This window comes from Bacillus sp. HNG (assembly GCF_003400205.1).
Classification (GTDB): Bacteria; Bacillota; Bacilli; order Bacillales; family Bacillaceae_L; genus Ferdinandcohnia.
Map to the genome: position 1 here is coordinate 122,380 of NZ_QUQV01000010.1, position 26,379 is coordinate 148,758.

Here is a 26,379-nt window from a genome sequence, read left to right on the forward strand (position 1 = left end):
AAGGGGACCGGTAGAACCGTCCCTTTGGTCTTTATTTTGCAATTTTGTGAAGTTTGTGGATGATGCTTAGGGAACGGCCTGTTCCGACGGCAACTGATTCAAGCGGGTTTGGAGCAAGGTGGACAGGAACAAAGATTTCCTGGCTAAGCCACTCCTGCAGACCATTTAATAACGCACTGCCGCCTGTTAAAATGATCCCGCGGTCCACAATATCACCACTTAATTCTGGTGGGCAATCCTCTAATGTTGCACGAATTGCTTCTAAAATATGAAGTAATGACTCTTTTAATGTTTCTTGCACTTCGGTTGAACGTAAGGTAATGGTTTTAGGAAGACCTGTAACAAGGTCACGACCTCGGATTTCCATTGTTTTTACTTCATGATCAATAAGGGCATATCCGATTTCAAATTTAATCTGTTCGGCGGTATGTTCCCCAATCAAGACATTGTATTTTTTTCGTACATATTGAATGATATCCTCATCAAACTGGTCACCACCAATTCGCACGGAGTTACACGTTACTACGCCGCCAAAGGAAATAATCGCGACTTCTGTATTCCCCCCGCCGATATCAACGACTACGTTGGCTACTGGCTCATCAACAGGTAAATCTGAACCAACTGCAGCAGCTACTGGCTCTTCGATTAAGTAAACTTGTTTAGCGCCACATTGTCTAATCGCATCCTGGATCGCACGTCGCTCAACAGAGGTTGACCCAGAAGGTGTACAAACGACCACATTCGGTTTGCGAATCGAGTACCCAATTTTTTGACTAACTTTCTTCATAATATGGCGAAGCATGTCAGCTGTCACGTTGAAGTCTGCAATCACACCTTTTCGTAAAGGGCGAATTGTCACGATTTTTTCAGGTGTTTTTCCAATCATTCTTTTTGCATCTGTACCAACAGCAATGACATTGTTAGTTTCCGTGTCAATAGCCACAACGGATGGCTCATTAATAATGATGCCTTTATTTTTAGTGTATACCAAAATATTTGCAGTTCCTAAATCAATTCCTATTTCCGTATTTGAAAACATATTATCTCCATCCTTCAAAGAGTTTGGTGTTATATACTAATAGCCATGAAACATTCGTCCGAAATATTTAAGCTATTCCTTTTAAAATTGATGAGTAGTCATATTAACCTACTTCACCTTATAAGAATTCATGAAAATGTGTCGATTTTTGGGGGTTGTTGTCATATTGTAAAAAATGAAACATAGGAGAAATATAAGTGAAGAATGGCAATTTGTTCAAAATACACGTAAAATAGTAATAGATGAAACACTCCAAAAAGGAGGGTGAAGACGATGGATTTTTCAAGTATTATATCTGAGGATAAAATTCGCAAGGCGTATATGGATGGGGAATTTGACAACCTTCCTGGATACGGAAAGCCGCTTAAGCTTGATGATGATTCCGCGATTCCAGAGGATCTTCGCATGGCCTATCGTGTCATGAAAAACTCTGGCTTCATTAATGAAGAAACGGAGATTAAAAAAGAGCTACTCACCATTGAGAACTTACTTGATAATTGTGAAGATGAGGAGCAACGAGTTATCTATCAGAAAAAGCTAAACGAAAAACAGTTTCGCTTAAATCAAATCTTAAAAAATAGAAAGACCTCGCATTCAGCGGTTTTCAAAGACTATCAAATGAAATTGCATAACAAGTTTAAATAAAGTAGAGGGGGCCAAAACATTGCGTTTTGCCCTTTTCTTTTAGGAGTGAAAGACAGTGATGATAGAAAATTTAGCGTTAAAACGGATTTATGAACCTGCTAGTGAGGAAGATGGTAAACGGATATTAGTGGACCGCATCTGGCCACGAGGTATTTCAAAGGACAAAGCACAACTTGATCTGTGGATGAAGGAAATTGCCCCAAGCACGGAGCTTCGCAAGGAATTTAACCACAAACCTGAACGATTTGAAGAATTTAAAGAGCAGTACATAAAAGAATTACAGGAAGACGATGAGAAAAGATTGGCAATCGAGGAATTACTACGCATGATCGAGAAAGAAAAAGTGACTCTTCTATTTGGTGCAAAGGATGAAATGCATAACCAGGCGGTTGTCTTGAAGGAAGTGCTGGAGCGTGAATTGGAACAATAAATGTAAAAATGGGTTAGTGGCAGTATTTCTAGAATAGCGGCAGTATTTTTAGAATAGTGGCAGTAAATTTCAGATAATGGCAGTATTTTTACATTAGCGGCAGTAAATGAGGAATCATAGCCTCTCACTATACAAAGTACCTGCTCTACACACCAGTAATAAATTTGACCAACTTGTATATACAAGTTACACTACTATTATAAATAAAGTTTTTTATTTATGAAATACTACAAGAAATTATTATTTATGGTGGTGTAGCAGTTGAAACAGCCTTGGTGGAAGAAGTCTGTCGTTTATCAAATTTATCCAAAGAGTTTTAATGATACAACTGGTGACGGTCTTGGTGACCTACAAGGGATCATCGAAAAACTCGACTATTTGAAAGCATTAGGTATTGATGTTATTTGGTTAACGCCAATTTACAAATCCCCGCAACGAGATAACGGGTACGATATAAGTGATTATTTTGCAATTCAAGAAGAATATGGCACGATGGAGGATTTTGACCGCTTGCTTGAAGAAGCTCATTCTCGCGGCATTAAACTGATTATGGACATCGTTGTCAATCATACGTCAACTGAAAACGAATGGTTTAAGAAATCTCGTGAATCAAAGGATAATCCATATCGAGATTTTTATATTTGGAAGGACCCTAAAGACGGCCAACCGCCAAATAATTGGGAGTCTAAGTTTGGTGGAAATGCCTGGGAGTATGATGAAAAAACGGGTCAATACTACCTCCATCTTTTTGATGTGACACAGGCCGATCTGAATTGGGAAAACGAAGAAGTTCGTCAAAAAGTCTATGATATGATGACATTCTGGTTTGAAAAAGGGGTAGATGGCTTCCGTCTAGATGTCATCAACTTAATTTCAAAAGACCCAAGCTTCCCTGATGACGATGGTTCAGTGCCTCCTGGCGATGGACGAAAGTTTTATACGGATGGTCCGCGTGTCCATGAATTCATGCATGAAATGAATCAGAAGGTTTTTTCGAAATACGATAGTATGACGGTTGGAGAAATGTCTTCAACAACAATTGACGATTGTATTAATTACTCGAATCCTGAACGCGAAGAGCTAAGTATGACCTTTAATTTCCATCATTTAAAAGTCGATTATCCAAACGGGGATAAATGGACCGTTGCCGATTTTGACTTCCAAGCGTTAAAAAGAATCCTTTCGACCTGGCAGGTGGAAATGCATAATGGTGGGGGCTGGAATGCGCTATTTTGGTGCAACCATGACCAACCTCGTATTGTATCGAGATATGGGGATGATGGTAAGTATTTAACAGAATCAGCGAAAATGCTTGCGACAACGATTCATATGATGCAAGGTACTCCTTATATTTATCAGGGGGAAGAAATCGGTATGACCAATCCGAAATTCGAGGATATCTCAGAATATCGCGATGTCGAGTCCTTGAATATGTATAACATTAAAAAAGAACAGGGCATGAGCAACGAAGAAATCATTGAGATTTTAAAGCATAAATCACGTGATAATTCACGTACACCTGTACAATGGGATGCATCTGAGCATGCTGGCTTCACAAGTGGAACACCGTGGATCAATGTCGCTGACAACTACAAAACCATTAACGTGGAAAACGCATTAGAGGACAAAAACTCCGTCTTTTATCATTATCAAAAATTGATTAAGCTACGCAAAGAATACGATATTATCACGTACGGGGATTACGAACTATTACTCGATGAAGACCCGCAAATCTTTGCATATGTAAGAAACGGAGAAAAGGAGAAGCTTCTAGTTGTCAATAATTTTTATGGGAAGGAAGCTACATTCGAAATTCCTGAAAACATTGAGATTGAAAATTACACAACGGATCTTCTCATTTCCAACTATGGAGACTCCCAAACTGATATTTCAAACGGAATCAACTTACGCCCTTATGAATCCGTGGTGTTTCATTTAACCGCAAAATAAAAAAGTGTAGACGTTAGCCTACACTGTGAGAGCCATGCCCGCGATTGGGTGTGGCTTTTTTATAAATCTTGATCTTTGGGCAGCGGGTCAATTCTTGTGGAATCATCGTTGTCCATCGAGGTTGCAACAAAGTAAAACCAGAATCCAGCGGAGATAAAATACAATACAGCTATTCCAATAAGCGTTAGCCATAGTCCTAACATGTGTATTCCCCCCTTTAGATTGGGGCTATAAGGCGGTAGAACAAGGAAGTAATAGTGGGACACCCGTCCCGTGATACAAATATGCCCCTTTGTATACGTATATGCATGGTGGAGGAGTTATTGACTGAAAATTAGAAATAAGATAATTGTGTCTTCGTGGACAAATGTGCTTTTGGTGGAGATATGCGTCAGTTCGTTAGGATATGCGCCCTTTTGCGGGATAAATGCGTCGTCCTGCCAATATTTGCGTCAACGAGTGAATTTATGCGTCCTTTTGCGTTTATATGCATTTCACCGCCAAAGTATGCACCGACAGACATTTGCATCACCCTAAAACCAACCTAAACAAAAAAAGCGACCGACATGGCCGCCATTCTATGTATTATTTATTTTTGCGTAAGCTTCCGAGTTCTTCGACGAGTGCTTGCATTTCGTTCGGGCTAAATGAGTTCTTTTTCATGGTGAGGTCGTAGATGTCCTTTAATTCCTCGTACATTTCTTCATCAAAATGAGAAGGTTTAATGGCACCGATGTTAAGCACTTTCAGCTTTTCTTTGATTTTTTCAATCATAAACTCTACATTTTCGACCGACTTTTGTGAGAGATCCATGTTTTCATCCTTTCAATTTTCAGTGTATTCTTATTGTAACACGTTTCTGCTATTATTTAACTTTATTCAGTAGAAAACCTCTTCTTTTTAAGTGGGGGACAATGAATAATTGTAACGAATCTGTGGGGGTGGTAAACTGTGACTGAATAAAGTTAAAAGCCTCCGGCGGATGCCACGATTTTTCAGCGGAAATTTTTCGAGTAAACTCGAAAAAAATCGGGCGCAAATACGCCTTGGCGTATTTGATTATGGTAGCATACGGAAAAAAAGAACATGAAGGAGAATTTACATAATGATTAAAGTATTATTTGTGTGTTTAGGGAATATATGCAGATCACCGATGGCGGAGGCCATTTTTCGAGATATGGTTAAAAAGGAAGGGCTCACCAATGACATTCAAGTAGATTCAGCGGGTACTGGTGACTGGCATATTGGACATCCTCCACATAAAGGCACGCAAACCATATTAACTAAATATAAAGTGTCTTTTGAAGGGATTAAGGCGCGCCAGGTAATCCGTGAGGATCTTGAACATTTTGATTATATTATTGCAATGGACTCTGATAATTTAGAGAATCTAAAAAGAATGACTGGTACAGCCAAAACGGGTCAGATTAAAAGGCTTCTCGATTTCGTAGAAGACAGCCAGGTCACCGATGTACCTGACCCATATTATACCGGGAATTTTGATGAAACGTACGAGCTAGTAAGCGATGGATGCAAGCGTCTTTTAGACGTCATAAAAAAAGAAAATTTCGTTGGGAAGGAGTAATCCAAAATGGCAAAACGCAATAAGATGGTGGAAGGCATGGTCGTTGGGGCTGTCCTTGGAGCAGCGATTTCTTTATTCGATAAGGAAACAAGAGAGCAGTTTTTACATACTAGTAAAAGAGTTAGTCGAAAAGCAGTAGATGTGATGAAAAATCCGCAGGAGTATACAGAGCTTGTTAAAGACCGATTTAACACGGTTCGTACAACAATTGAACAGGTAGCGGAGGACGTTCGCATCGTGACCTCAAGGGTAAATGAAATCGTCGAAACGACACCAGAAATCGTTGAAGCTGTGAAAGAAACGAAAGACGCAATTTCTAATAAAACGGAAGGTATGAGGGACGATAATATAGAGAGGTGAAAAGATGACCCAAATTCGAACGTTAGATTTGCGGTTTATTAAGGAATTAATCTTGCGATATAAGGAAGATGAAGTAGGTAGTCTTTCAGCAGAGCTTGCCTATTTTTTCTTGCTTTCTCTATTCCCGTTTTTAATCTTTCTAGTGACACTTATTGGGTATTTGCCCATTTCCCAGATCGATGTGTTGGAGTTTGTAGCGCAGTACGCGCCAGAGGGTACTGTTGCTCTGATTGAAGAAAACTTAAATTACATTGTGGGTTCGCAAAAAGGCGGGCTGTTATCTATTGGGATCATCGGTACATTATGGTCCTCCTCCAATGGAATTAATGCGGTCGTTCGTGCGTTTAACAAAGCCTATGATGTAAAGGAAACACGGAACTTCTTTTTTACAAGAGGAATCTCGATCTTATTAACTTTTGGGATGATTTTTGTCATCATTGTTGCTTTGTTATTACCGGTCTTTGGAAAACAGATTGGGGTTTTTATCTTTTCATCGTTTGGTCTGTCTGATGAATTTTTAGATATTTGGAACGGAATTCGTTGGATAGTGAGTGCAGCGATTCTCTTTATCGTGTTTACCTTCTTGTACTGGGTTGCGCCTAACCGACCGCTAAAGATAAAAGAGATCATTTCTGGTGCCTTTTTTGCGACCTTTGGGTGGATGTTTGTTTCCCTTGCGTTTTCCTATTATGTGAACAGCTTCGGGCATTACTCCACGACCTATGGAAGTTTAGGAGCCATTATTGTGCTGATGATCTGGTTTTATTTATCGGCGATGATCATCATCATTGGTGGTGAAATCAACGCAATTCTAAATTGCCATCGCATCAGGGACGGTCGCTGAATTTTTCCGGAAGTTACCTTCATGGAAAATGGGGGAGCGAGAGATAATAGAGGTTGTAAGTACAATACAAGGAGGCCTCTATTATGTCTAAAAAAGACGGCGGTACAAAACAAAAAGGAAAGAAAAATAGCCCAAAACAAAAAACAAGCAGTTCTGCTAACGGCAGCAACGGCTATCATTAGGACCAGAGGGACGGTTCCACTGGTCCCCAATACTTAACAAAAAAGGACTTGGCCGCTCGGGTCAAGTCCTTTCCTTCTATTTATGACTTCAACAATCGAAGCCCGTTTAAAATAACAAGTATTGTACTTCCTTCGTGTCCGATGACTCCAAATGGGAGGTCAATGATTTGAAAGAAGTTAGACACAATCAATAGCATAATCACAGCGATTGAAAAAATAACATTCTGTTTAATAATCCGATTCATCCGTTTTGAAAGCTTAACGGCTTCCGCGATTCGTGGTAGGTCGTTTTTCATAAGAATGACATCAGCTGTTTCAAGGGCCACGTCTGTTCCTTGCCCCATCGCAATCCCGACGTTAGCCGTTGCTAAAGCAGGTGCATCATTGATTCCATCTCCGACCATCGCAACGGTATCGTATTTCGAAATCAAATCTTTTATGTGATCAACCTTTGTTTCTGGCAAACATTCGGCAATGTATTGGTCAACATGGCTTTCCTTGGAAATGGCTTCGGCTGTTTTCTCACCATCACCGGTCAGCATAACGGTGTAGATTCCTAGATCTTGTAAAGCGGAAATAGCTGAAACTGTATCATCACGGACAACATCCTTAAGAGCAAGAATTCCTGCAATGTCGTCACCTGATTTTACATAAACAATCGTTTTCCCTTCAGACGCCAATTGTTTCGCAACCCCATTTTTGAAAGCAGCGGCTGCTTCTTTCCCGACAAGATCGGCTTTACCAATAAACCAATTGGCATTTCCAACAGTTGCTTTTACTCCATAACCAGGCATATCCTCGATTCCATCGACTGAAAGCAACTCCTGGCCATTCGATTTGGCATGTGCCACGATAGCTCCTGCCAATGGATGTGTCGATTGATTTTCAATTGAAGCAACCACCTGTAAAAATTCAGTTTGTTCGATTGAATCTGCCACAATGATATCTGTTACAACCGGTTTCCCTTTTGTTAATGTTCCGGTTTTATCAAGCGCAATCGCTTTTAGGTTACCGAGTTGCTCTAGGTGTACGCCGCCTTTAAAAAGAATTCCTCTTCTTGCCCCATTTGAAATCGCCGATAGGGTTGCCGGCATAATCGAGGCAACAAGTGCACATGGGGAGGCAACAACTAGTAAAACCATTGCCCGGTAAAAGGTTTCTGTCCATGTCCAATCTAATAGAAAGTGAGGTAGGAACATCATGAAACCAACCGCGATTAAAACAATTTTTACATATTTACCTTCAAATTTTTCAATGAAAAGCTGTGAAGGTGATTTTTCACTTTGTGCGGATTGAACAAGATTAATAATTTTTTGGAACAACGAATCTTCATTTGGCTTTGTCACTTCAACGGTAATAGAACCCCGTAGGTTAACCGTACCTGCAAAAACCTCGTCCCCAAGGGATTTTTGAACCGGAATCGATTCACCGGTAATGGCTGCTTGATCCACGTTTGTGTCGCCTTTTAAAAGCTTGCCATCTGCTGGAATTCGCTCCCCTGGTTTAACCAAAATGGTATCCCCAATCTGAAGGGAGGAAACATGTACAACGCGCTCGATACCGTTTTGTATAAGGGTTGCTTCATCAGGCTGCATTCCCATGAGAGAAGAGATTTCCTTATGGCTCTTGTTCATCGTATAGGTTTCAAGGGCACCACTTAAAGCGAAGATGAAGATTAAAATGGCCCCTTCATTCCAATAGCCAATAACGGCAGAGCCGATTGCAGCAAAAATCATCAGCATTTCCACATTTAATTCTTTTTCAGCGATTGTATCTGTAATGCCTTCCTTTGCTTTTGCATAACCACCAATGATAAATGCAAGAAGGTACATAACGATCGAAGTTGTATTTTGTTCAAAATGACCTAATGTCCATGCAATTGCGATCAATACACCACTCGTTAATGCGGCAATCAATTCTCCGTGAAGCTTTACTTTTTCAAGGAAAGGAGAAGGTTCTTTTTCTGTTTTATATAGTTGTTGCCCTGAAGCCGTTTTTACTTCTGTACTCATTTCATTCGCCTCCGTTTTCTAATTGAGAAAAATAATCATTTATCGATATCTAATTGAGAATCAAAATCAACTTCTTTTTGCTAATTGAGAAAGGTAATCACACTCATTAAGCCATTTAAACAAGAAAACTGCGATCATTTTGATAGCAGCACTTCATTTTAGTAATTTTTACTTTATAATTATTATTAATTATAACACACCACTCGGATTTTAAAAGTCTTTTTTATAATTAGTTTAAATAAGTTCACAAATAGCGGGAAAAGATAATAATTTATTGAAAAACAATAAACAATCAGGTACACTAATCAAAGAGAAAAAATAGGCGAGGTGTTTTTGATGGAGGGAATCATGAGGCTAAAAGAGCGAGGAAATACACTCTTTTTAAAAGTAGCACTCTTTTTTATGGGAATCGTTGTGTTGGCTTTATGTATTTTTTGGCTACCATGGGTTGCAAATGATTTAGCAGTCAAAAATGTAGAATTTGCGTATTTAAAATATCCTCTGTTAATTGGAATCGAAGTGACCTTGATCCCATATTTATTTGCACTTTATCAGGGCTTTAAACTACTAAGCTATATTGATAAAAATAATGCCTTCACTCATAAATCGATCCAATCTTTAACGATCATAAAATATTGTGCGGCGATTATTAGTGCATGGTACGTCATTGGCTTCTTTTTCGTGATTTCACAAAATGCAGGTAATCCAGGTGTTCTGCTTATTGCATTGGTTATTATTTTTGCATGTTTTGTTATTTCGGTTTTTGCGGCTGTACTTCAAAAACTATTGAAAAATGCCATTGAAATCCAAGAAGAAAACGACTTAACGGTTTGAGGTGAATATAATGGCAATTATTATTAACATAGATGTTATGCTTGCAAAGCGAAAAATGAGTGTAACGGAGCTATCTGAGAGAGTCGGAATCACGATGGCCAATCTGTCCATTTTAAAAAATGGGAAGGCAAAGGCGGTTCGATTTTCTACTTTAGAAGGGATTTGTAAAGCGCTGGACTGCCAGCCTGGAGACATTTTAGAATACAGACCAGATGAACAAAAATAAAAACTCGCCAACCGGCGAGTTTTTTCAATACAATTATTCTGCAGTTTCCTCAAAATGATAATACGTTGTGTCATAGATATGCTCGATATCTGCATCTGTCATATACATAAGCTCCATTTTATCGATACCTTTAACCTTCTCAATAAACTCAATCATGTTTTTGCGTTCTTGCCTACTCATTATAATCCTCTCCCTTTTTCATTTTCGTCCTATACATCTGTTTTAATACAGTGTATTAATATTTATTGTATTATATAACAGTTTTCTGAAAAACGTCAACAAAATTCTGAAAAATAGGCAAAAAATCATAGGGAAAGAAGAAAAGCTCAAGTGTTCACGGATCGACAGGTCTTTTTTACCTTCTATAGCGATTAGCTAGTCAACAAAAAAGACTCCCTTACAAAAGGAAGTCTCAACTTTCAACCGTTTTAGGAGCTGTTTTCGAACCGAAAACAGTGATCACGATAAAGATGACGAGCAGAATGGTCCCAATGACATTGAAAAAGCTAATGCTTTCAAAGTATTGAATAAATAGACCACCGAAAAACGGACCTATCAAACTACCGATGCTAAAAAAGATGCCGCAAAGGAGGTTACCTGTTGGAAGCAAATTTCTTGGCATTAAATCTGTCATATAAGAGATACCGAGTGAAAATGTTGATCCAACCGCCATCCCTGCAAACGTAATGCAGAGCCAAAGCCCGACATGAGAGTGTTCTAGAAAGCTTGCAGCGGTAAAGCTTAAAAATCCTAAAAATAGGACAATCGTTAAAATATTTCTTCGTCCATATTTGTCGCTCAGAATTCCCAAAGGAAGCTGGGTGATGATGCTTCCAAGTGCAAACGAAGTTAGTAATATTGATACAAAAGTAACATCTAAATCAATTCGTAATCCGTATACCGGGAAGCTTCCGTTTAAGGATGATTCCAAAAATCCAAAGGTCATTGGTGGCAAAAAGGCAACCCATGCATATTTCAATGCTTTAGAGAACCGGTTGATTGTTTCTTTAAATGAGTTCACTCCCAATTCCGCATCAGGATACTCATTTTTTAATAGGAATAAAAAGAACCAGCCAATTAAACATAGAATAGAAGAAAGTATAAATGGTAATGCTTCATTGATATAGATTAATGGTGTCATTAATGGACCTGTAGCAAAGCCTATTCCAAAGAACAATCCGTATAAGGAAATATTTCTTCCGCGCTTTGCCTCTGGCGAAAATGAAGTAATCCATGTTTGAGTTCCAAAGTGCAGGGAGTGGTCCCCAATTCCAATCAAGAGTCGCAATACAAACCAAAACCAAAACGATTTCCATAAAGGGAATAGAGCAAGGGATATAACTACGAGCAATGCCCCAAACATAATAACAGGTTTATAGCCATATTTTCGCAACGGGTACTCCATAAAAGGTGATACAAATAAGATTCCGATATAAAGGGCGGTTGCATTTAATCCATTTAAGGTGGATGATAGTCCACTATTTTCAAAGATAACAGCAATCAATGGCAACAGCATGCCCTGGCTAAACCCCGAGACAGCTACTATGCTCACTAATATCCAAAATCGCAATTTCATGTTGTTTTTCCCCCAGTTCATTTTCCAATCTAATCATACAAAAATAATCTAGGGTTGGGAATTGAAAAGATTTAACAATATTCAGATGGGCAAATTCTAAGCAAGTTTACCGATAAAGAGACTTCATAATTACATTGACAGCGTAGTAAGAGAAGTTTTATATTTAAAGTAAATATTCGTAATTTTATGAACATTAATTTCTTTTGAGTTACATAATATCCTAATTCATTTGTCGAAGAAATCGATGCAGACTTCCTGGTTTTACAAGTGTTGTGCTCCAACCTAAATTGAAGAGAGAGGACTGAAATGAATATGCGAACAAGCACTATAGCCGAGGCGGTCCGTCGTACGGCCGCACGTGTACCACGTAATACTGCCGTTGTATTTGATAACCGGGAGTGGAGTTACCGTGAACTCGACATGGCGGTCACACGTATCGCGCGCCAACTGCGTGAACTTGGGGTGGCAAAGGGGGACCGAGTGGCCGCTTACGGTAAAAACTCTGATATGTATGTGCTGCTGTTTTTGGCTACTTCACGTATGGGAGCCATCCACGTTCCGGTGAATTTTCAGCTCCGAGCCGGAGAACTCGATTACATTCTAAGTGATTCCGACCCAACTCTCATCATCGCTGACCGAGAACTGGCAGATGCTATCTCTCAGACGAAGTCAAACAGTCATCGCAAGGTCCTGCAATTTGAGGACGAACTTATGGAGTGGGTTTCCAGTAACGATAACCGTCCCTTAAAAGATGATGAGTTCGATGTTGATGACACGGATGTCGCTCAGCTACTCTACACTTCGGGCACCACTTCGGAACCAAAGGGAGCGATCATGACCCATCGTGCCCTGATGCACCACTACATGAGCTGCATCCATGGTCTGGACATCAAGGAGTCAGACCGTGCGCTCCACTGCTTGCCGCTCTACCACTCGGCACAAATGCATGTGTTCATGCTGCCGGCACTGTTGGTGGGTGGCTGGAACAAGGTGCTTCCTGCTCCCGTGGCAGGTGCTGTGCTTGAAACTATGGAACAGGACGGAATTACGTCGTTCTTCGCTGCTCCAACCGTTTGGGTTTCAATCGCGAATCACCCTGAGCTAACATCGCGAAATCTCGCGAATCTAAGGAAGGCTTATTACGGAGCTTCAATCATGCCTGGGCCGATACTCGAACGGCTGCAGAAATGTCTGCCAGAGCTCGGTTTCTACAACGTGTTCGGCCAATCTGAGATGGGTCCTGCCTGCACGGTCCTGCGTCCTGAGGAACACGCGGACCACCCTGGTTCCGCAGGAAGACCAATGCTCTTCGTTGAGGCGCGCGTCGTGGATGTCGAGGGTAATCCTGTGCCCACTGGTGAACTCGGAGAAATTGTATACCGTTCACCTCAGCTTTGTCTTGGATATTGGAACAAAAGTGAAGCTACGGAAAAGGCATTCGCTGGCGGTTGGTTCCACTCCGGAGATCTCGTGAAGCAGGACGAGAATGGATATATCGAAGTAATTGACCGAGTGAAGGATGTCATCAACACTGGCGGTGTGCTTGTGGCCTCCCGTGAGATAGAGGACTGTATCTATGAGCTACCTCAGGTTGCAGAGGTTGCAGTTGTCGGTGTACCGGACGAAAAGTGGATCGAGGCAGTCACTGCTTTCGTAGTCATCAAAGCTCCAGTGTCTGAGGAGGAGATCCTCCAGCATGTCAGGAACAATTTAGCCAACTTCAAAGTCCCGAAACAGGTCGAAATCGTGAATGAATTGCCGCGAAATGCCAGTGGTAAAATCCTTAAACGTCAGTTGCGCAATGTCGGACGCTCAAAGAGCGCTACGTGAATCTGTTTAATGTTTTTCGGGAGCAATGTCAGTTCAGACATTGCTCTTATTTATTAATTCTTGGCAATATACCTTCCTTAGCAGACCACTCAATCTGCATATGTTGTGGGTCCCTCATACATCAAAATGCCTTAAACCATTTGATTTTCTTTTCATTTGGGGTCGAACAAGAGTAAACTAATGATAACTTACGAGAATGGGGGAATTTTTCATGATTTTTAAAATGAAGGAAGTTGGCTTCTACACAGACGTGGAATACGGGGAGTTACATGTTGCGGGGGATGAAGCGTATGGGTTTAGACCTTATCAGCTTTTAGTTTCTTCTATTGCAGTTTGTAGTGGGGGCACTCTTCGTAAAATTCTTGAAAAAAAGAGAATGCAGGTAGAGGATATCACTATTCATACAGAGGTGGAAAGAAATGAGGCACAAGCGAATCGAGTTGAAAAAATTCATCTCCATTACATCATAAAAGGTGCAGATTTAAATGAACAAAAAATTGAGCGTTCCATCGAGATTGCTTCTCGCAATTGTCCAATGGCACAATCCGTTAAGGGAAGCATTGAAATTACTGAGACTTTTGAAATCATTGATGCATAAAAACACCATAAAAGAACATAATTTTTATAGAGATGAAAACTACGCAAATTCTGGGCGTAGTTTTTTAGGTTAAAGGAAGGTTGTGGCATGATGAATCGTCTTTTTTTGATTATGGTTGTGATTGGTGTTCCACTTTCAGTGATTGGTAGCCTCCTGCATTGGCCAGCTGTCATCATGTTTGTTGTCTACTGTTTGACCATTATTGCCTTAGCTGGATTTATGGGTAGAGCGACCGAAAGTCTTGCGATAGTTGCCGGACCAAGGATTGGTGGTTTGTTAAACGCTACCTTTGGGAATGCAGTTGAACTTATTATTTCTATTTTTGCATTAAAGGCTGGGCTTGTTACAGTAGTCCTTGCATCGCTAACTGGTTCAGTACTTGGCAACCTTTTGCTCGTTGCAGGACTATCTTTTTTCGTTGGGGGTATTAAGTTTAAAAGACAGAAATTTAATGTCCATGATGCTCGGCATAACTCAGGACTGCTGATTTTTTCGATCATCCTAGCGTTTGTTGTTCCAGAGGTTTTTTCAATGGAGATGAATGAACAAGATACATTTACGTTAAGTATCGGTATCTCGGTTATTTTAATCCTGTTATATTTAGCTGGTCTGTTCTTTAAGCTTGTTTCCCACCGCGGCATTTATCAACAGGACTCCGAACAGGTGGAAAAGGAAAATGAAGAGCATGAGGAGCCTGAATGGGGGAAGTGGAAGGCACTTATTATCCTAGCGTTAGCGACGGTTGCTGTCGGGTATGTATCTGAAAATCTCGTACATACCTTTGAAGTAGTGGCTGAAAGCTTTGGTTGGAGTGAAATTTTTATAGGAATCATTATCGTGGCGATTGTTGGAAATGCAGCTGAACATGCTTCTGCCGTTATGATGGCTTATAAAAATAAAATGAATGTTGCGATTGAAATCGCCATTGGCTCAACCTTGCAGGTCGCCATGTTTGTGGCACCACTCTTAGTCTTGATATCATTGTTCCTCGATACTCAAATGGCGCTTGTGTTTTCAATGCCAGAATTAATTGCAATGATCACCGCGGTATTTTTAACGATTTCTTTAACAAATGACGGAGAAACAAACTGGTTTGAAGGTGGTACATTGTTAGCGGCATACGCCATTATGGGGATTGGATTTTATCTTTTATAAGTACAAAAAAACAACTCTGTGCAGACATCATCTACACAGAGTCGTTTGTCTTTTATGGCTTTCTTCTAAGTACTTTTTAAGGGATAACTCTCAATGGTGTTGTCTCCGTCCGTTAAATCGATAGCATACCCCCTGTCGTTAAAGGTATGGTCTCTTTATCCCTCCTTCAAGTAAGGTATACTTCATTATATTTACCTAAGATTAAAAATATTCAGTTAAAATAAAAATATCGATTAATTTTTTGGGGTCAATTATAATTAAGTACAATGTTTTAATAATATGGAATTCAAGGGAGCACCTCTATGTTGACGAGACGAATTGCTTTTTTTTGTGTTGGTTTGTTTATCTTGGCGCTGGGAATCAGTTTAATGATAATGGCGGATATCGGTGCTGGTGCATGGGATGCGCTTAATGTGGGGTTATCAGAAACTTTTGGACTTACTGTCGGTAACTGGGTTATTATTGTCGGCATTTTAGTCATGTTTGTTAATGCACTTTTGCTTCGTGCGCGACCTGTTTTTTTATCAATTGGCACCATCATTTTAATTGGCTTTTTTATTGATTTTTGGTTATTAATTGCGTTGGCCACATGGGATTTGGAAGGCTTAATGGTCAAGGTTCTTACTTTATTAGGGGGATTAGTGGTTGCCTCACTTGGGATCGCCATTTATCTGCAGGCAAAGTTTCCACTTTCGCCACTCGATAACTTGATGCTTGCGATCAGTACACGATTTAAACTAAAGTTCGGGATTTCAAAGACAATCGCAGAAGCAACAGGGCTGATTTTGGCGCTTTTGGTTGGAGGTCCGATCGGAATTGGAACTTTGGTCGTTACATTCGGGATTGGTCCCATTATTCAGTTCTTTTTTCCATATTTCGAGAGGTTGATGGAGAAGGGACTTCGTGGTAGCAGGGGAAATGGGCTAAAATCGATAGAACCGAAATAAAACCGATAGACCATCCAAAACTACATGAATTGTCCTTAAGAAATGCCAGAAGCCCTCTGGCATTTCTTTTTTTAACCGAAACCCTCAAAAATTTACTAATAAAAGGATGGATAATCTGCAAAATCTTCGAAAACACTAAGCACAAAGCCAATGAAAGGAGTACCGTCTATGAAACGAAAATTAGTTTTTATAGTTGCCGTCATGTTGATATTTGGTTTACTTGCTGGAACTGTAATGGCGGAAGGTACCGGTAAAACAAAGGGTGAAAAAGCAGATAAGTTCAAAATTCCTAGTTCTGTTTTAGACATTTCGCAGGATAATACCTATCCGAACCCGACACAGGATTTGCCATATCTCCAGCCGAGTAAGCTCACAAAAGAGCTTATTAATAGTGCTGATGTAGAAATAGAAAATCCAGACCTTATTCGTATATTAAATGAGTCGGCCATCCAAACGACACCACTTGCGCTTGGATACCGCGCCACCATTTACCTAGGTCAGTGGCCGCTTAACTATGAATCGTCTGAAACAAGCACGAATTGGGAGTATGAAAAAATCAATACAAACTACTATGACAATCGTGGTGGAAAGTCCCCATTTAAAATCCACTACAAACAGGAAATGCAGAAGATTGTCAGAGGTGGATTAACTGCAGAAATTCAGGATGCTGATGAAGTAAAGAAAATGATGTTAATCGAAGCGACGAAGAAGACCAAGCTTCCCCTTTCCTTTACAACGATCATTGGTGGGGCAACGAAAAAGGATCAAGTTTATAATGTACCACCGAAAAGGCTAGGATATTTATATGCCTATGCGCCGGCAGTCAATGAAAAAGGGAAGGTTACATATGGTGAAGTCTACCTTGTTTTAAAAGGAAGCAAAAAGTCCATTGTTGTGAAAAATGTAACCCACCAAGGAATTGGCGCCTGGATACCCGTCCAAGACCACGTTTCATATGCATTCCTCGTTTCAGAAACTCCGAAATAAACAAATTCGGGCGTTTAAGTGGGCGCCCGAATTTTTTACATTTTTGCAAGACGTTTTGTAAAGTCATCCTTCTTATAATACGCATTTTTCACGAGAATGTTTGGACCAAGGCATTTTACCGCTGGGCAGTGACAGCTAATTTCCTTCACTATCTTTGTTTCTGACCAGATGTCATATGCATCTTGAAGTGAAGTTGTTTGAATGTTACCGAGTGGAGGAATATCGCCAAAATCAGTCACGATAATATCTCCAGTGAAAATATTCACATTGAGACGCGAACGACCATCAGGGTCATTCCGAACGGTTACATTTTTACTCGAATAGAGTCTTTTAAGTAATGTGAGATCTTCCTCATTATCACTACACGCATAAAAAGGCAATGTGCCAAACAACATCCATACATTCTCATTGCGGATATCAAGAAGATGATGAATCGCACTCCGAATTTCCTTAAGTGTAAGTACTTCGAGATTACTTGCGAAATCACTTGGGTACATTGGGTGCACCTCGTGCCTGCCACACTCCATTTCCTCCACAATTTGTTTATGAATCGTTTCTAAATGTGGAAGAGTCCGTTTGTTCAGCATGGTCTCTGCCGCAACCATTACACCAGCCCTTGATAAAGCTTTGCTATTTTCAATCATTCGCTGAAAATAGCGTTCGCGCTGTTCGAATGAAGGCTTTTTCTCCATCATTGCAAAACCGCCATCAACAAAATCATCAATCGTTCCCCAGTTATGTGAAATATGAAGCACATCTAAGTATGGGACAATTTTTTCATATCGTGCCAGGTCAAGTGTGAGATTGGAGTTGATTTGAGTACGAACCCCTCTCTCATGGGCATACTTTAGAAGAGGGACGACATAATGGTCCACAGACTTTGTTGAAAGCATTGGTTCACCGCCGGTAATGCTTAAGGAACGGAGCTTGGGAATTTCGTCAAGGCGTTTTAGCAAAAGTTCAATCGGTAAGCCCTTAGGATCTTTCGGCTGTAATGTGTAGCCAACGGCGCAATGTTCACATCTCATATTGCAGAGATAGGTCGTTGTAAATTCAATATTGGTTAGCTGCATTGAGCCATATTGCTCAACATCTAAATAAGCCTCCCACGGGTCATATGCGGGAGAAATTCGAATAGAAGATTGTAAATTTGTCATTATGTAACTCCTTTTTACGGATTTGTTTAACCACAAATCGCCATTAGGCATTTTATTGAAAAGATTTATAGTTGTCAATGTAGATACATTTTTATAAGATAAAAAAGATTGAAAAACGAAAGGAACGTTGTAGCTTGGGAAATGCGATACATGATAAAGACTCACAAATATCCTATTTAAAAAATCGCCTAAATATGTTTTTAGAGGTGATTGATTCGATGGATCCTGAATCCACCGATTTAGAGGATATCGACCGCCTCATTGAGATGATCGATGACTTGGAAGGAAAATACGAACGGTTTAAGAAGGATTGGAAGGAATAATTAGGTTTGGCGGACGCTCAGATTGTGCTGGGCGTTTTTTGTTTTTTCGGGGTTAAGGGCGGAATCGTGCCCGATTGGTAAAAGAGAAGAGTCAAAGGTAACCGCAAATGACGGAATAAGTGGAGAGAGCTTTTGTTGTCATGTTAAACAAAAACAGTGGATTTCCTTTTGGAATCCACTGTTTTTTTTCTAGTATGGAACCACAAGAACCGTCCCTATGGTCCCTGTGGTCCCTAAGGTCCTTAAAAGGAACCAGTAGAACCGTCCCCGTGGTCACCATGGTCCCCACGGTCCACGTAATCTCCTTGGTTCTTTGTTTCGAGTGTTAAGCCTTCGACTACGACGTCTTCATCGATTTCCAACAATAAGCAGCGTTTGCCTTGGTACATGATGTATTTGACGTATCGTAATTCTTTTGGACTCAATGTAAGTTTGGCAACCTTTGTGTTGATTTTGATTGATTTTGGAACGAGGTTCGTTGCTTTGAATTCATGATGCTCATCATCAATTACGGTTTTAAAGGCATGTTCCACTTTTGCTGTGTCCACATCTTCTACGCCGCTCACCTTCAGGATGCGCTCGACGTCCTGGTAGTTGATCATCGGCGGCTCGCTATCTTCCTGTTCTTCTTCTTCTTTTTCTTGAACAAAACGGTCGATTTCCTCGTATACGTTCGAAATAACCTCAGATTCTACAGTTTCACCGATGACATTTTTCAAGATCATCTCGAAGCCGATCTTATCATCTTCGGCTGTCATGATATCTTCACAATTCAATACATCGGAAATGAAACTATAACTAGGCTCGTTTGCTTTCCCGGCAGCATAAAGAATATGATTCACGTCTGCTGCATTATCGTTAAACGCTGGAAAAAGGAAACCTGTTAACGGAGCGGTCAAGTTAATAACCGGGTCTAGCACCGTATTTGATTTGAACGTTCTTTCAATATAATCAAAAACCAACGTCTTTTTCGGTTGATCTATTTTATTTAACGTGCAAAGAACAAGGGGGCTAAAATAGACCTCATCAGAGCCGCCTTGTTCTGATTCAGGGTCGCGTTTACGTGTTGGTTTACGGTATTCGGCACGGATAAATGTAACCACTGTATCAAACTCATAAACCTTCGTAGCATACATTTTCTCCACAATCTGCAGCATTTGCTCGATCCAATCTTCGGTATCTTCCATTTGCAGCCCATCATATAGAAGGTCTCGCGTGCTATTCTCAACATCATGCTGGAACTTTAACTCAAACAACTTCGTATCGAGCTGCCCGGCCAATGTCTTTTTAAAGTTATCTAAAAATAGTTCCTGAGCTTCCTGCTCTAATAGCTCGAACGGCTGACAAATATGGTGGTAAATCTCATTGGATTCTTTTTTAACATACACATTGAAAATTTCTTTGATGTGTAAGTATTGATTATTTAACTTAAATTGCTTGCGGATGTTTGCGATGTCTTTTTTATTCATTTAATCTCAACTCCCATTTTTTGATTATACATGTATGACTTCAAAATTGTAATGATTGATTTTTTACCAGGTGTATGAGCACGACAGGGCCACAAACCCATATACATAACATAAAAAAACAAACAGGGGTAGATATCAGTGGATATACAAAATAGTAAATTTAGATGGGTTATTTTTGCTTCTGTATTGTTTACATATGTAGTGATGTCAGGTCAACGCACTGCACCTGGACTGATTACAGACCAGTTGATGTCTGACTTTCAGGTCACCGCGACAACAATCGGGCTATTAACCAGCATTCAATTTTTCGTATACACAGGTTTGCAAATGCCGATGGGAATCTTGGCAGATCGCTATGGGCCTAATTTTTTTCTTATTATCGGTGCAATCCTAACAGGTGTTGGAACAATCATTTATAGCCTCGGAACCCATGAATTTATCCTCTTTTTTGCAAGAATCCTAACGGGAATAGGAGATGCGACAATTTGGGTAAATTTAGTCCTCATCTTAAGCAAATGGTTTAACGAAAAAGAGTTCACCCGGCTTATCGGTGTTGCGGGAATGACTGGGAGCCTCGGTTTTCTGATGGCGACTGTTCCTTTTTCAGCATTGATTGTCTTACTTGGATGGCGCGGAGCCTTTCTTTCAGGGGGAATCCTGTTGTGTTTGTGTGGGATTTTTCTTTATGTAGTCCTCGTTAAAAAACCAAACCAACCAATGATTGAGAAAAAAGAAGTCAGCCGTGAAAAAACATCGGTATTGCTGCGTCGAATTTTTTCAAGTCGGCAAGCATTGGCATTGTTTCTTTGTCACTTTGGGCTTGTTGGAGGATACTTAGGCTTTATCTGTTCGTGGGCAGTGCCTTATGGGATGGATGTGTACGGCTTGACGCGTTTAGGAGCAAGCCAGCTCATTATGTATAGTTTAATTGGGGCACTGATTGGTGCTCCATTGATTGGTTGGATTTCAAGCAGATTAGGCATGATTAAAAGACCTTATTTCTTTTTTCATATGGTTACTGTTTTGTGTTGGTCCGCTTTCCTTTTATTTCGTGAGGGACCTCCATTATTCTTGCTCATTACTCTTTTTATTATCATTGGATTTGCGTTTGGCTCTAATTCCTTAACCTTTGCAACAGTGCGCAAAACCTTTCCGATAAGCGAATCAGGCATGGTATCTGGATTTGCCAACACGGGTGGATTTTTAAGTGCGGTCCTACTACCTGCGATCTTTGGAATTGTGTTAGACCATTTTACATCTGGATACTATTTCGGTTTCATTATTCCATTGATCTTTTCGATCGCTGGTTTGATTGGGGTGAACTTAATAAAAGAGAGCCATGAATAAAAACTGGAATCGTTTGCAAATCCCTTTCCGAAAAAAACTTCTAGGAGTATAATGAAAATTGTGATTATAGATAATATCGGGGATATAAGGGAAAGGGGAATACAGATGGATAAGCTACAACAAAGTATGTACAAGTTAATTGTAGAGACATCAACAAGACTTCCAAAGGATGTACGTAGAGCGGTTGCTCGTGCAAAGGCGAGTGAAAGTGCCGGTACTCGTGCTGCTATGTCTCTTTCAACCATCACCAACAATATTTCAATGGCAGACGTAAACGTATCACCAATCTGTCAAGATACAGGTCTACCAACCTTTAAAGTAAAAACACCAGTTGGGGTGAACCAATTAAAAATCAAAGCAGCCATTCGTGAAGCAATTGTCGAAGCAACAAAGGATGGAAAGCTACGTCCAAACGCTGTTGATTCATTAACTGGTAAAAACAGTGGGGACAACCTTGGCGAAGGTGTGCCAGTAATTAAGTTTGAACAATGGGAAAAGGATTACATCGATGTTCGCCTTATTTTAAAAGGTGGCGGATGTGAAAATAAAAACATTCAATACAGCTTACCATGTGAATTAGAAGGACTTGGTCGTGCCGGTCGTGACTTAGATGGAATTCGTAAGTGTATCATGCACTCTGTGTATCAAGCCCAAGGACAAGGCTGTAGTGCTGGGTTCATCGGGGTTGGAATCGGTGGAGACCGTACGTCTGGTTACGAGTTAGCGAAAGAACAACTTTTCCGCTCAGTTGAAGATGTAAATCCAAACGAAGATCTTCGCAAGCTGGAAGAATATGTAATGGAAAATGCGAATAAGCTTGGAATCGGAACAATGGGCTTCGGCGGTGAAACAACTCTACTTGGTTGTAAAGTGGGTGTTATGCACCGTATCCCAGCAAGCTTCTTCGTATCTGTTGCGTACAACTGTTGGGCATATCGCCGTCTAGGTGTCACTCTTGATGCTGAAACAGGTGACATTAATGAGTGGTTATACCAAGATGGAGAAGAAATTGATTTCTCTAAAGAACAAGAAGAAGTGCAAGAAGTAAAATCAGAAACGCGTGAAGTTGTGCTTCAAGCACCGATCACTGAAGAACAAATTCGTGAACTCAAAGTTGGGGATGTAGTGCGAATCAATGGTCGCATGTACACAGGCCGTGACGCCATCCATAAGCATCTTTCAGAAAATGATGCACCAGTTGATTTAGATGGCCAAATCATCTATCACTGTGGTCCAGTTATGCTTAAGGATGAAGATGGCAACTGGCACGTGAAAGCGGCTGGCCCAACAACGAGTATTCGTGAGGAACCTTACCAAGGTGATATCATGAAAAAGTTTGGAATCCGTGCGGTAATCGGTAAAGGTGGAATGGGACCTAAGACACTTGCTGCACTTAAAGAGCATGGCGGAGTTTACTTAAATGCAATCGGTGGTGCTGCCCAATATTATGCAGACTGCATCAAGTCTGTTGATGGCGTAGACCTCATGCAGTTCGGTATTCCTGAAGCAATGTGGCATTTATCTGTTGAAGGCTTCACAGCTGTTGTGACAATGGATTCACACGGAAACAGCCTACACGAGGATGTTGACAAATCTTCTTTAGAAAAACTAGAACAATTCAAAGAGCGTGTATTTGCTTAAAAATGATTATGGCCCGTTACGTTTTTGCGTAGCGGGTTTTTTATTTGTGTATGATATAACCAAGCACCCCACAATTTCTAGCACAAATTGTATTCCTGTCTCCAACAAAACCTTTTTGCCAATCTATTCCTGCATGAACTCCCTTAATGTGGTAAAAACTAACTCTACTACTAACGGAGTTTTAGGAGGTTTTATTTTTGAAAAGGCTTTGTGGCATACTTCTTCTTTTGACTGTTACCTTTTCATTGACTGTGGCTCCACAGGCTGCAGCAGCTTATTCAAATGCACCGATCCATTGGGGCTTCAAAAAGAGCAAAAACCATGAACCTGCCTCAGCAGGTGAGGAGTATGATAAACTACTCGCAAAATATGGCGCTTTTTATATTGGGGATACTTCAAAAAAAGACATCTATCTTACGTTTGATAACGGCTACGAAAATGGCTATACCGAACAAGTTCTTGATGTGCTAAAAAAGAAAAAGGTTCCCGCGACATTCTTCGTCACAGGGCATTATTTAAAGGATCAAGCTAAACTCGTTAAACGAATGGCAAAGGAAGGGCATATCGTTGGGAATCATTCGTGGTATCATCCGGATTTAACAAGAGTAAGTGACGAGCGACTTCGAAAAGAATTAGATTCCGTTCGGGAGGAAACGAAAAAGCTTACCGGTCAGGATGTGACCTATCTTCGTCCACCACGAGGCATTTTCAGTGAACGAACCTTAGCTTTGTCCAACAATCTTGGTTATCAAAATGTGTTTTGGTCGCTCGCCTTCGTTGATTGGCACATCAACAGCCAAAAAGGGTGGGAGTATGCGTACAACAACATTATGAGGCAAATTCATCCAGGTGCGATTCTTTTGCTACATACTGTATCGAGGGACAATGCCGAAGCACTTGGAAAGGTAATCGATGACCTACGTGAAGAAGGTTATAACTTCCGAAGCTTAGATCAATTAATGGCGGAAAAAACGATTAGGGAAGAACTGTTATTTGACCTAGACTAACAAACAAAGGACTTAGGGTTCCCTAAGTCCTTTTCCTATTACATATACTTTTCAACTAATTCATAGCATCTTTCTTTGGTCACCCGTGCTTGTGTGTTTACTTTTACTAAAGGCTCCATCGTACCGCCTTCGTATTGAGCAGCTTCTTCACTTGCGATTCGATATTTCTCTTTAATCCATTGGCGTTGTTCTTCCCGCAGTTTATCCATTTTTTTAGTTGGAAGTTGTTTCTCTAGTTCTTTCCAGATTTTATTAAGTTCATTGTCCCATATTTCATAGACACCTGAAGCGATATCTTCCATCTCGATTTGTGTTTCGCCCTCAGGCTTGTTTTCAATTTCTTCTTCAATCGCAGCGAGTTCATTTAAATATTGCTCCTTAAGAGCACTATTTTCCGATGAGCCTTCGACACTAGTATCCGGCGACTCGGCATCCACGCTTTCATCTGAAACACTTGTCTCTTTACTTTCTTCCACAACATCAATCTTGTCATTTTCCTTTTCAGAGTCCGCCTCAGATACCGCACTCTTAGCTGGTTCTTCCGGCTGGGAACTAGTCTTCTCATCTGGTTTCCCACAGGCTGCCAACAACACGAACAAAATAGTCAACAGTACTACCTTTTTCATTGCAAAAACTCCTTGTCATTTTGTTCTTATGTATAACTACTTAACATTATCTTCAAATTATATCCTAAAAACAATAAAAGAGCTGTAGATTCAGCTCTTTTTCGGGATTACCTTTTTCTTCCTCCAAGGTTTTACATATGAAATGATGAAAATAAAAATGGTAACAGCGATCTGAAAATAGACTGCATATTGTCTGATTAAGTGGTTTTGAATGAATTCAGGATTGGTCAGGGCTAATTCTCGTTGTGTTTCAAGCAACTCCATATTTGTTATCATAAGCTTGTCTATAATAAAAATCCCGACAATCGTTTGAATGATATAGAGTACGAATTTCGTGCCAACCCATCGATGCTTGAAGAATCCCCAATTTGTAAAAAATCCATAGATGAGTCCCACTACTAACGTGCCAATCGCACCCCAGCGAACAATATGATCACTGATAATTACGATGGTTTTATACCCCAGATAGGACTCATTAAATTCAGTAAAATCAAGATAAAGATTTAATGAAAGAGAACTTAAAATTCCTCCGAAAAATAATACGACTAGAAAAACGTGGATAATTTTTAGCCATTTCATCCCTTTAGGTCCGATTTTTTTCATGTTATATTACCTCCTCATGTCATTTGACCAGCAACATTTATTTTACGCTGAGGAGGATCATTGAAAAATGTGCTTCAGATGTAATTTCCGCTACAACTGAGGTCCTATATTCCCCAATATTAAAATAGAAGGTAAAATGGAGAAAGGCACTTTTAACTTTATTCAGCTGAATAAAGTTAAAGCCTCCGGCGGATGCCACGATTTTTCAAAGGAAATTTTTCGAGCGGGCTCGAAAAAAATCGGGCGCAAATACGCCAAGGCGCATTTGATTGTAGGGGGAATCACCATGAATGCATACATTCTTTTAATCATAGCCATTATAAGCGAGGTGTTCGGCAGCTCGTTGCTTAAAGCTACAGATGGCTTCAAAAAATTCCTGCCTTCAATAGGAGTCATGGTCGGATATGCTTTAGCATTCTATACTTTATCCCTATCACTAAAGACATTGCCACTTGGGATGGCATATGCAATTTGGGCCGGAGTAGGGACAGCACTAACCGCATTAGTCGGAATCATCATCTATAAAGAAACGATTGATATGAAAAAAGTCCTTGGATTCCTGTTAATTATTGGTGGCGTCATTTTACTCAATATTGGAGGGGGTCATTAAATGAAGGGATATCTAGCATTAACCATTTCGATTATATGTGAGATCTTTGCAACGGCCATGCTAAAAATGTCCGATGGGTTTACCGTTCTATTTCCGTCAATCGGTGTCATTGTGGGATATGGACTCGCATTTTATTGCTTGTCCTTATGTCTTAAAACGCTACCACTAAGTTTGGCATATGCCATTTGGTCTGGAGTAGGAACTGCACTAACGGCCATCATTGGAGCGCTTGTGTGGGATGAGGTGTTTACCGCTCTTAAACTAGCAGGCATTGTCTTAATTATCGGCGGAGTCATTTTATTAAACACTTCAAAAAAAGAAGCAGTGGAAAAAAATCCGAAAGCCAATGCGCTTTAATAAAGGGGCATTTCCTTTTATAATGTAAGGGAATACATA

29 protein-coding genes are annotated in these 26,379 nt (G+C 40.2%); 19 read left to right on the plus strand and 10 right to left on the minus strand.

From position 1 onward, the window contains the following. Positions 1-31 precede the first annotated feature (31 nt). The gene (gene mreBH, locus DZB84_RS17600) at positions 32-1,039 is read right to left on the minus strand and encodes a rod-share determining protein MreBH (RefSeq protein WP_116353622.1); all 1,008 of its coding nucleotides are present in this window, start codon (positions 1,037-1,039) and stop codon (positions 32-34) included. 273 nt (positions 1,040-1,312) lie between these two features. On the opposite strand from mreBH, the gene DZB84_RS17605 reads away from it, so the two are divergent. The 3 genes from DZB84_RS17605 (at position 1,313) to treC (ending at position 4,064) form a co-directional block, all read left to right on the plus strand. Beyond that, positions 1,313-1,684 (plus strand): DnaJ family domain-containing protein, encoded by a 372-nt coding sequence (locus DZB84_RS17605; protein ID WP_116353623.1) that lies wholly within the window; start codon positions 1,313-1,315, stop codon positions 1,682-1,684. Positions 1,685-1,742: 58 nt separating this feature from the next. Further along, entirely contained in the window at positions 1,743-2,114 is a 372-nt protein-coding gene (locus DZB84_RS17610) for a DUF488 domain-containing protein (RefSeq protein WP_116353673.1), read from the plus strand. Positions 2,115-2,375: 261 nt separating this feature from the next. Further along, complete coding sequence (gene treC, locus DZB84_RS17615; protein WP_116353625.1) at positions 2,376-4,064, plus strand: alpha,alpha-phosphotrehalase; 1,689 nt, start codon at positions 2,376-2,378, stop codon at positions 4,062-4,064. A 59-nt stretch (positions 4,065-4,123) separates the two neighbouring features. Here treC and DZB84_RS25010 read toward each other — a convergent pair whose 3' ends face one another. Both DZB84_RS25010 and DZB84_RS17620 read right to left on the minus strand, forming a co-directional pair. Then, on the minus strand, positions 4,124-4,267 hold the full coding sequence (locus tag DZB84_RS25010) for a hypothetical protein (protein WP_189655291.1): 144 nt from the start codon (positions 4,265-4,267) through the stop codon (positions 4,124-4,126). Between the two features lie 382 nt (positions 4,268-4,649). After that, entirely contained in the window at positions 4,650-4,877 is a 228-nt protein-coding gene (locus DZB84_RS17620; RefSeq protein ID WP_099361144.1) for a DUF1128 domain-containing protein, read from the minus strand. Between the two features lie 292 nt (positions 4,878-5,169). On the opposite strand from DZB84_RS17620, the gene DZB84_RS17625 reads away from it, so the two are divergent. The 3 genes from DZB84_RS17625 to DZB84_RS17635 are packed head-to-tail and all read left to right on the plus strand — an operon-like array spanning position 5,170 to position 6,853. Further along, positions 5,170-5,649, plus strand: coding sequence for a low molecular weight protein-tyrosine-phosphatase (locus tag DZB84_RS17625; RefSeq protein WP_116353626.1), 480 nt, complete (start codon positions 5,170-5,172; stop codon positions 5,647-5,649). 6 nt (positions 5,650-5,655) lie between these two features. After that, complete coding sequence (locus DZB84_RS17630) at positions 5,656-6,009, plus strand: YtxH domain-containing protein (protein ID WP_116353628.1); 354 nt, start codon at positions 5,656-5,658, stop codon at positions 6,007-6,009. A gap of 4 nt (positions 6,010-6,013) precedes the next feature. Further along, positions 6,014-6,853: a YihY/virulence factor BrkB family protein gene (locus tag DZB84_RS17635; RefSeq protein WP_116353630.1), complete on the plus strand. Its 840-nt coding sequence runs from the start codon at positions 6,014-6,016 to the stop codon at positions 6,851-6,853. A gap of 262 nt (positions 6,854-7,115) precedes the next feature. Here the strand turns inward: DZB84_RS17635 and DZB84_RS17640 are convergent, their stop codons facing one another. Next, positions 7,116-9,047, minus strand: a complete 1,932-nt coding sequence (locus DZB84_RS17640) for a heavy metal translocating P-type ATPase (protein ID WP_116353632.1) — start codon at positions 9,045-9,047, stop codon at positions 7,116-7,118. 348 nt (positions 9,048-9,395) lie between these two features. Between DZB84_RS17640 and DZB84_RS17645 the strand changes: the two genes are divergently transcribed. Continuing rightward, the gene (locus DZB84_RS17645; RefSeq protein WP_116353634.1) at positions 9,396-9,881 is read left to right on the plus strand and encodes a DUF2975 domain-containing protein; all 486 of its coding nucleotides are present in this window, start codon (positions 9,396-9,398) and stop codon (positions 9,879-9,881) included. A gap of 10 nt (positions 9,882-9,891) precedes the next feature. Continuing rightward, a complete protein-coding gene (locus DZB84_RS17650) occupies positions 9,892-10,107 on the plus strand; it encodes a helix-turn-helix domain-containing protein (RefSeq protein WP_116353636.1) in 216 nt (71 codons plus the stop codon). Positions 10,108-10,140: 33 nt separating this feature from the next. Here the strand turns inward: DZB84_RS17650 and DZB84_RS17655 are convergent, their stop codons facing one another. Then, positions 10,141-10,287 (minus strand): BH0509 family protein, encoded by a 147-nt coding sequence (locus DZB84_RS17655; protein WP_116353638.1) that lies wholly within the window; start codon positions 10,285-10,287, stop codon positions 10,141-10,143. A gap of 232 nt (positions 10,288-10,519) precedes the next feature. Continuing rightward, on the minus strand, positions 10,520-11,683 hold the full coding sequence (locus DZB84_RS17660; protein WP_116353640.1) for an MFS transporter: 1,164 nt from the start codon (positions 11,681-11,683) through the stop codon (positions 10,520-10,522). A gap of 306 nt (positions 11,684-11,989) precedes the next feature. On the opposite strand from DZB84_RS17660, the gene DZB84_RS17665 reads away from it, so the two are divergent. The 5 genes from DZB84_RS17665 (at position 11,990) to DZB84_RS17685 (ending at position 17,200) form a co-directional block, all read left to right on the plus strand. Continuing rightward, the gene (locus tag DZB84_RS17665) at positions 11,990-13,513 is read left to right on the plus strand and encodes a fatty acyl-CoA synthetase (RefSeq protein WP_116353642.1); all 1,524 of its coding nucleotides are present in this window, start codon (positions 11,990-11,992) and stop codon (positions 13,511-13,513) included. A 211-nt stretch (positions 13,514-13,724) separates the two neighbouring features. Further along, positions 13,725-14,111 carry an OsmC family protein gene (locus DZB84_RS17670; RefSeq protein ID WP_116353643.1) on the plus strand — a complete coding sequence of 129 codons (387 nt, stop codon included), beginning with the start codon at positions 13,725-13,727 and terminating at the stop codon, positions 14,109-14,111. A gap of 87 nt (positions 14,112-14,198) precedes the next feature. Beyond that, positions 14,199-15,266 (plus strand): calcium/proton exchanger, encoded by a 1,068-nt coding sequence (gene cax / locus DZB84_RS17675; RefSeq protein ID WP_116353645.1) that lies wholly within the window; start codon positions 14,199-14,201, stop codon positions 15,264-15,266. A 302-nt stretch (positions 15,267-15,568) separates the two neighbouring features. After that, positions 15,569-16,213 carry a YczE/YyaS/YitT family protein gene (locus DZB84_RS17680; protein WP_116353647.1) on the plus strand — a complete coding sequence of 215 codons (645 nt, stop codon included), beginning with the start codon at positions 15,569-15,571 and terminating at the stop codon, positions 16,211-16,213. Between the two features lie 234 nt (positions 16,214-16,447). After that, complete coding sequence (locus DZB84_RS17685) at positions 16,448-17,200, plus strand: YfkD famly protein (protein WP_223254493.1); 753 nt, start codon at positions 16,448-16,450, stop codon at positions 17,198-17,200. Positions 17,201-17,235: 35 nt separating this feature from the next. Here DZB84_RS17685 and yfkAB read toward each other — a convergent pair whose 3' ends face one another. Next, entirely contained in the window at positions 17,236-18,357 is a 1,122-nt protein-coding gene (gene yfkAB, locus DZB84_RS17690) for a radical SAM/CxCxxxxC motif protein YfkAB (RefSeq protein ID WP_116353652.1), read from the minus strand. A 134-nt stretch (positions 18,358-18,491) separates the two neighbouring features. On the opposite strand from yfkAB, the gene DZB84_RS17695 reads away from it, so the two are divergent. After that, on the plus strand, positions 18,492-18,680 hold the full coding sequence (locus tag DZB84_RS17695; protein WP_116353654.1) for an SE1561 family protein: 189 nt from the start codon (positions 18,492-18,494) through the stop codon (positions 18,678-18,680). Positions 18,681-18,922: 242 nt separating this feature from the next. Here the strand turns inward: DZB84_RS17695 and DZB84_RS17700 are convergent, their stop codons facing one another. Further along, complete coding sequence (locus DZB84_RS17700) at positions 18,923-20,149, minus strand: DUF4317 domain-containing protein (RefSeq protein ID WP_116353655.1); 1,227 nt, start codon at positions 20,147-20,149, stop codon at positions 18,923-18,925. 138 nt (positions 20,150-20,287) lie between these two features. Here DZB84_RS17700 and DZB84_RS17705 point away from each other — a divergent pair, with 138 nt between their 5' ends. From DZB84_RS17705 to pdaA, 3 genes are all read left to right on the plus strand, one after another. After that, on the plus strand, positions 20,288-21,496 hold the full coding sequence (locus tag DZB84_RS17705) for an MFS transporter (protein ID WP_116353656.1): 1,209 nt from the start codon (positions 20,288-20,290) through the stop codon (positions 21,494-21,496). Between the two features lie 105 nt (positions 21,497-21,601). Next, a complete protein-coding gene (locus DZB84_RS17710; protein WP_142759849.1) occupies positions 21,602-23,137 on the plus strand; it encodes a fumarate hydratase in 1,536 nt (511 codons plus the stop codon). A gap of 227 nt (positions 23,138-23,364) precedes the next feature. Then, entirely contained in the window at positions 23,365-24,144 is a 780-nt protein-coding gene (gene pdaA / locus DZB84_RS17715; protein WP_411266277.1) for a delta-lactam-biosynthetic de-N-acetylase, read from the plus strand. A 38-nt stretch (positions 24,145-24,182) separates the two neighbouring features. On the opposite strand, the gene DZB84_RS17720 is transcribed toward pdaA, so the two are convergent. Together DZB84_RS17720 and DZB84_RS17725 are read right to left on the minus strand one after the other, a co-directional pair. Beyond that, positions 24,183-24,770: a lysozyme inhibitor LprI family protein gene (locus tag DZB84_RS17720; RefSeq protein ID WP_116353657.1), complete on the minus strand. Its 588-nt coding sequence runs from the start codon at positions 24,768-24,770 to the stop codon at positions 24,183-24,185. 90 nt (positions 24,771-24,860) lie between these two features. Continuing rightward, complete coding sequence (locus tag DZB84_RS17725; protein WP_116353658.1) at positions 24,861-25,373, minus strand: DUF2269 family protein; 513 nt, start codon at positions 25,371-25,373, stop codon at positions 24,861-24,863. Between the two features lie 286 nt (positions 25,374-25,659). Between DZB84_RS17725 and DZB84_RS17730 the strand changes: the two genes are divergently transcribed. Then, entirely contained in the window at positions 25,660-25,983 is a 324-nt protein-coding gene (locus tag DZB84_RS17730) for a DMT family transporter (RefSeq protein WP_411266275.1), read from the plus strand. After that, the gene (locus tag DZB84_RS17735) at positions 25,984-26,340 is read left to right on the plus strand and encodes a DMT family transporter (protein ID WP_116353660.1); all 357 of its coding nucleotides are present in this window, start codon (positions 25,984-25,986) and stop codon (positions 26,338-26,340) included. Positions 26,341-26,379: the final 39 nt, after the last annotated feature.

What these genes read in the sequence shown, in the direction of transcription:
- mreBH (WP_116353622.1), bottom strand. Translation starts at nt 1,039, where the DNA reads ATGTTTTCAAATACGGAAATAGGAATTGATTTAGGAACTGCAAATATT.
- DZB84_RS17605 (WP_116353623.1), top strand. Translation starts at nt 1,313, where the DNA reads ATGGATTTTTCAAGTATTATATCTGAGGATAAAATTCGCAAGGCGTAT.
- DZB84_RS17610 (WP_116353673.1), top strand. Translation starts at nt 1,743, where the DNA reads ATGATAGAAAATTTAGCGTTAAAACGGATTTATGAACCTGCTAGTGAG.
- DZB84_RS25010 (WP_189655291.1), bottom strand. Translation starts at nt 4,267, where the DNA reads ATGTTAGGACTATGGCTAACGCTTATTGGAATAGCTGTATTGTATTTT.
- DZB84_RS17620 (WP_099361144.1), bottom strand. Translation starts at nt 4,877, where the DNA reads ATGGATCTCTCACAAAAGTCGGTCGAAAATGTAGAGTTTATGATTGAA.
- DZB84_RS17625 (WP_116353626.1), top strand. Translation starts at nt 5,170, where the DNA reads ATGATTAAAGTATTATTTGTGTGTTTAGGGAATATATGCAGATCACCG.
- DZB84_RS17630 (WP_116353628.1), top strand. Translation starts at nt 5,656, where the DNA reads ATGGCAAAACGCAATAAGATGGTGGAAGGCATGGTCGTTGGGGCTGTC.
- DZB84_RS17635 (WP_116353630.1), top strand. Translation starts at nt 6,014, where the DNA reads ATGACCCAAATTCGAACGTTAGATTTGCGGTTTATTAAGGAATTAATC.
- DZB84_RS17640 (WP_116353632.1), bottom strand. Translation starts at nt 9,047, where the DNA reads ATGAGTACAGAAGTAAAAACGGCTTCAGGGCAACAACTATATAAAACA.
- DZB84_RS17645 (WP_116353634.1), top strand. Translation starts at nt 9,396, where the DNA reads ATGAGGCTAAAAGAGCGAGGAAATACACTCTTTTTAAAAGTAGCACTC.
- DZB84_RS17650 (WP_116353636.1), top strand. Translation starts at nt 9,892, where the DNA reads ATGGCAATTATTATTAACATAGATGTTATGCTTGCAAAGCGAAAAATG.
- DZB84_RS17655 (WP_116353638.1), bottom strand. Translation starts at nt 10,287, where the DNA reads ATGAGTAGGCAAGAACGCAAAAACATGATTGAGTTTATTGAGAAGGTT.
- DZB84_RS17660 (WP_116353640.1), bottom strand. Translation starts at nt 11,683, where the DNA reads ATGAAATTGCGATTTTGGATATTAGTGAGCATAGTAGCTGTCTCGGGG.
- DZB84_RS17665 (WP_116353642.1), top strand. Translation starts at nt 11,990, where the DNA reads ATGAATATGCGAACAAGCACTATAGCCGAGGCGGTCCGTCGTACGGCC.
- DZB84_RS17670 (WP_116353643.1), top strand. Translation starts at nt 13,725, where the DNA reads ATGATTTTTAAAATGAAGGAAGTTGGCTTCTACACAGACGTGGAATAC.
- cax (WP_116353645.1), top strand. Translation starts at nt 14,199, where the DNA reads ATGATGAATCGTCTTTTTTTGATTATGGTTGTGATTGGTGTTCCACTT.
- DZB84_RS17680 (WP_116353647.1), top strand. Translation starts at nt 15,569, where the DNA reads ATGTTGACGAGACGAATTGCTTTTTTTTGTGTTGGTTTGTTTATCTTG.
- DZB84_RS17685 (WP_223254493.1), top strand. Translation starts at nt 16,448, where the DNA reads ATGGCGGAAGGTACCGGTAAAACAAAGGGTGAAAAAGCAGATAAGTTC.
- yfkAB (WP_116353652.1), bottom strand. Translation starts at nt 18,357, where the DNA reads ATGACAAATTTACAATCTTCTATTCGAATTTCTCCCGCATATGACCCG.
- DZB84_RS17700 (WP_116353655.1), bottom strand. Translation starts at nt 20,149, where the DNA reads ATGAATAAAAAAGACATCGCAAACATCCGCAAGCAATTTAAGTTAAAT.
- DZB84_RS17710 (WP_142759849.1), top strand. Translation starts at nt 21,602, where the DNA reads ATGGATAAGCTACAACAAAGTATGTACAAGTTAATTGTAGAGACATCA.
- DZB84_RS17720 (WP_116353657.1), bottom strand. Translation starts at nt 24,770, where the DNA reads ATGAAAAAGGTAGTACTGTTGACTATTTTGTTCGTGTTGTTGGCAGCC.
- DZB84_RS17725 (WP_116353658.1), bottom strand. Translation starts at nt 25,373, where the DNA reads ATGAAAAAAATCGGACCTAAAGGGATGAAATGGCTAAAAATTATCCAC.
- DZB84_RS17730 (WP_411266275.1), top strand. Translation starts at nt 25,660, where the DNA reads ATGAATGCATACATTCTTTTAATCATAGCCATTATAAGCGAGGTGTTC.
- DZB84_RS17735 (WP_116353660.1), top strand. Translation starts at nt 25,984, where the DNA reads ATGAAGGGATATCTAGCATTAACCATTTCGATTATATGTGAGATCTTT.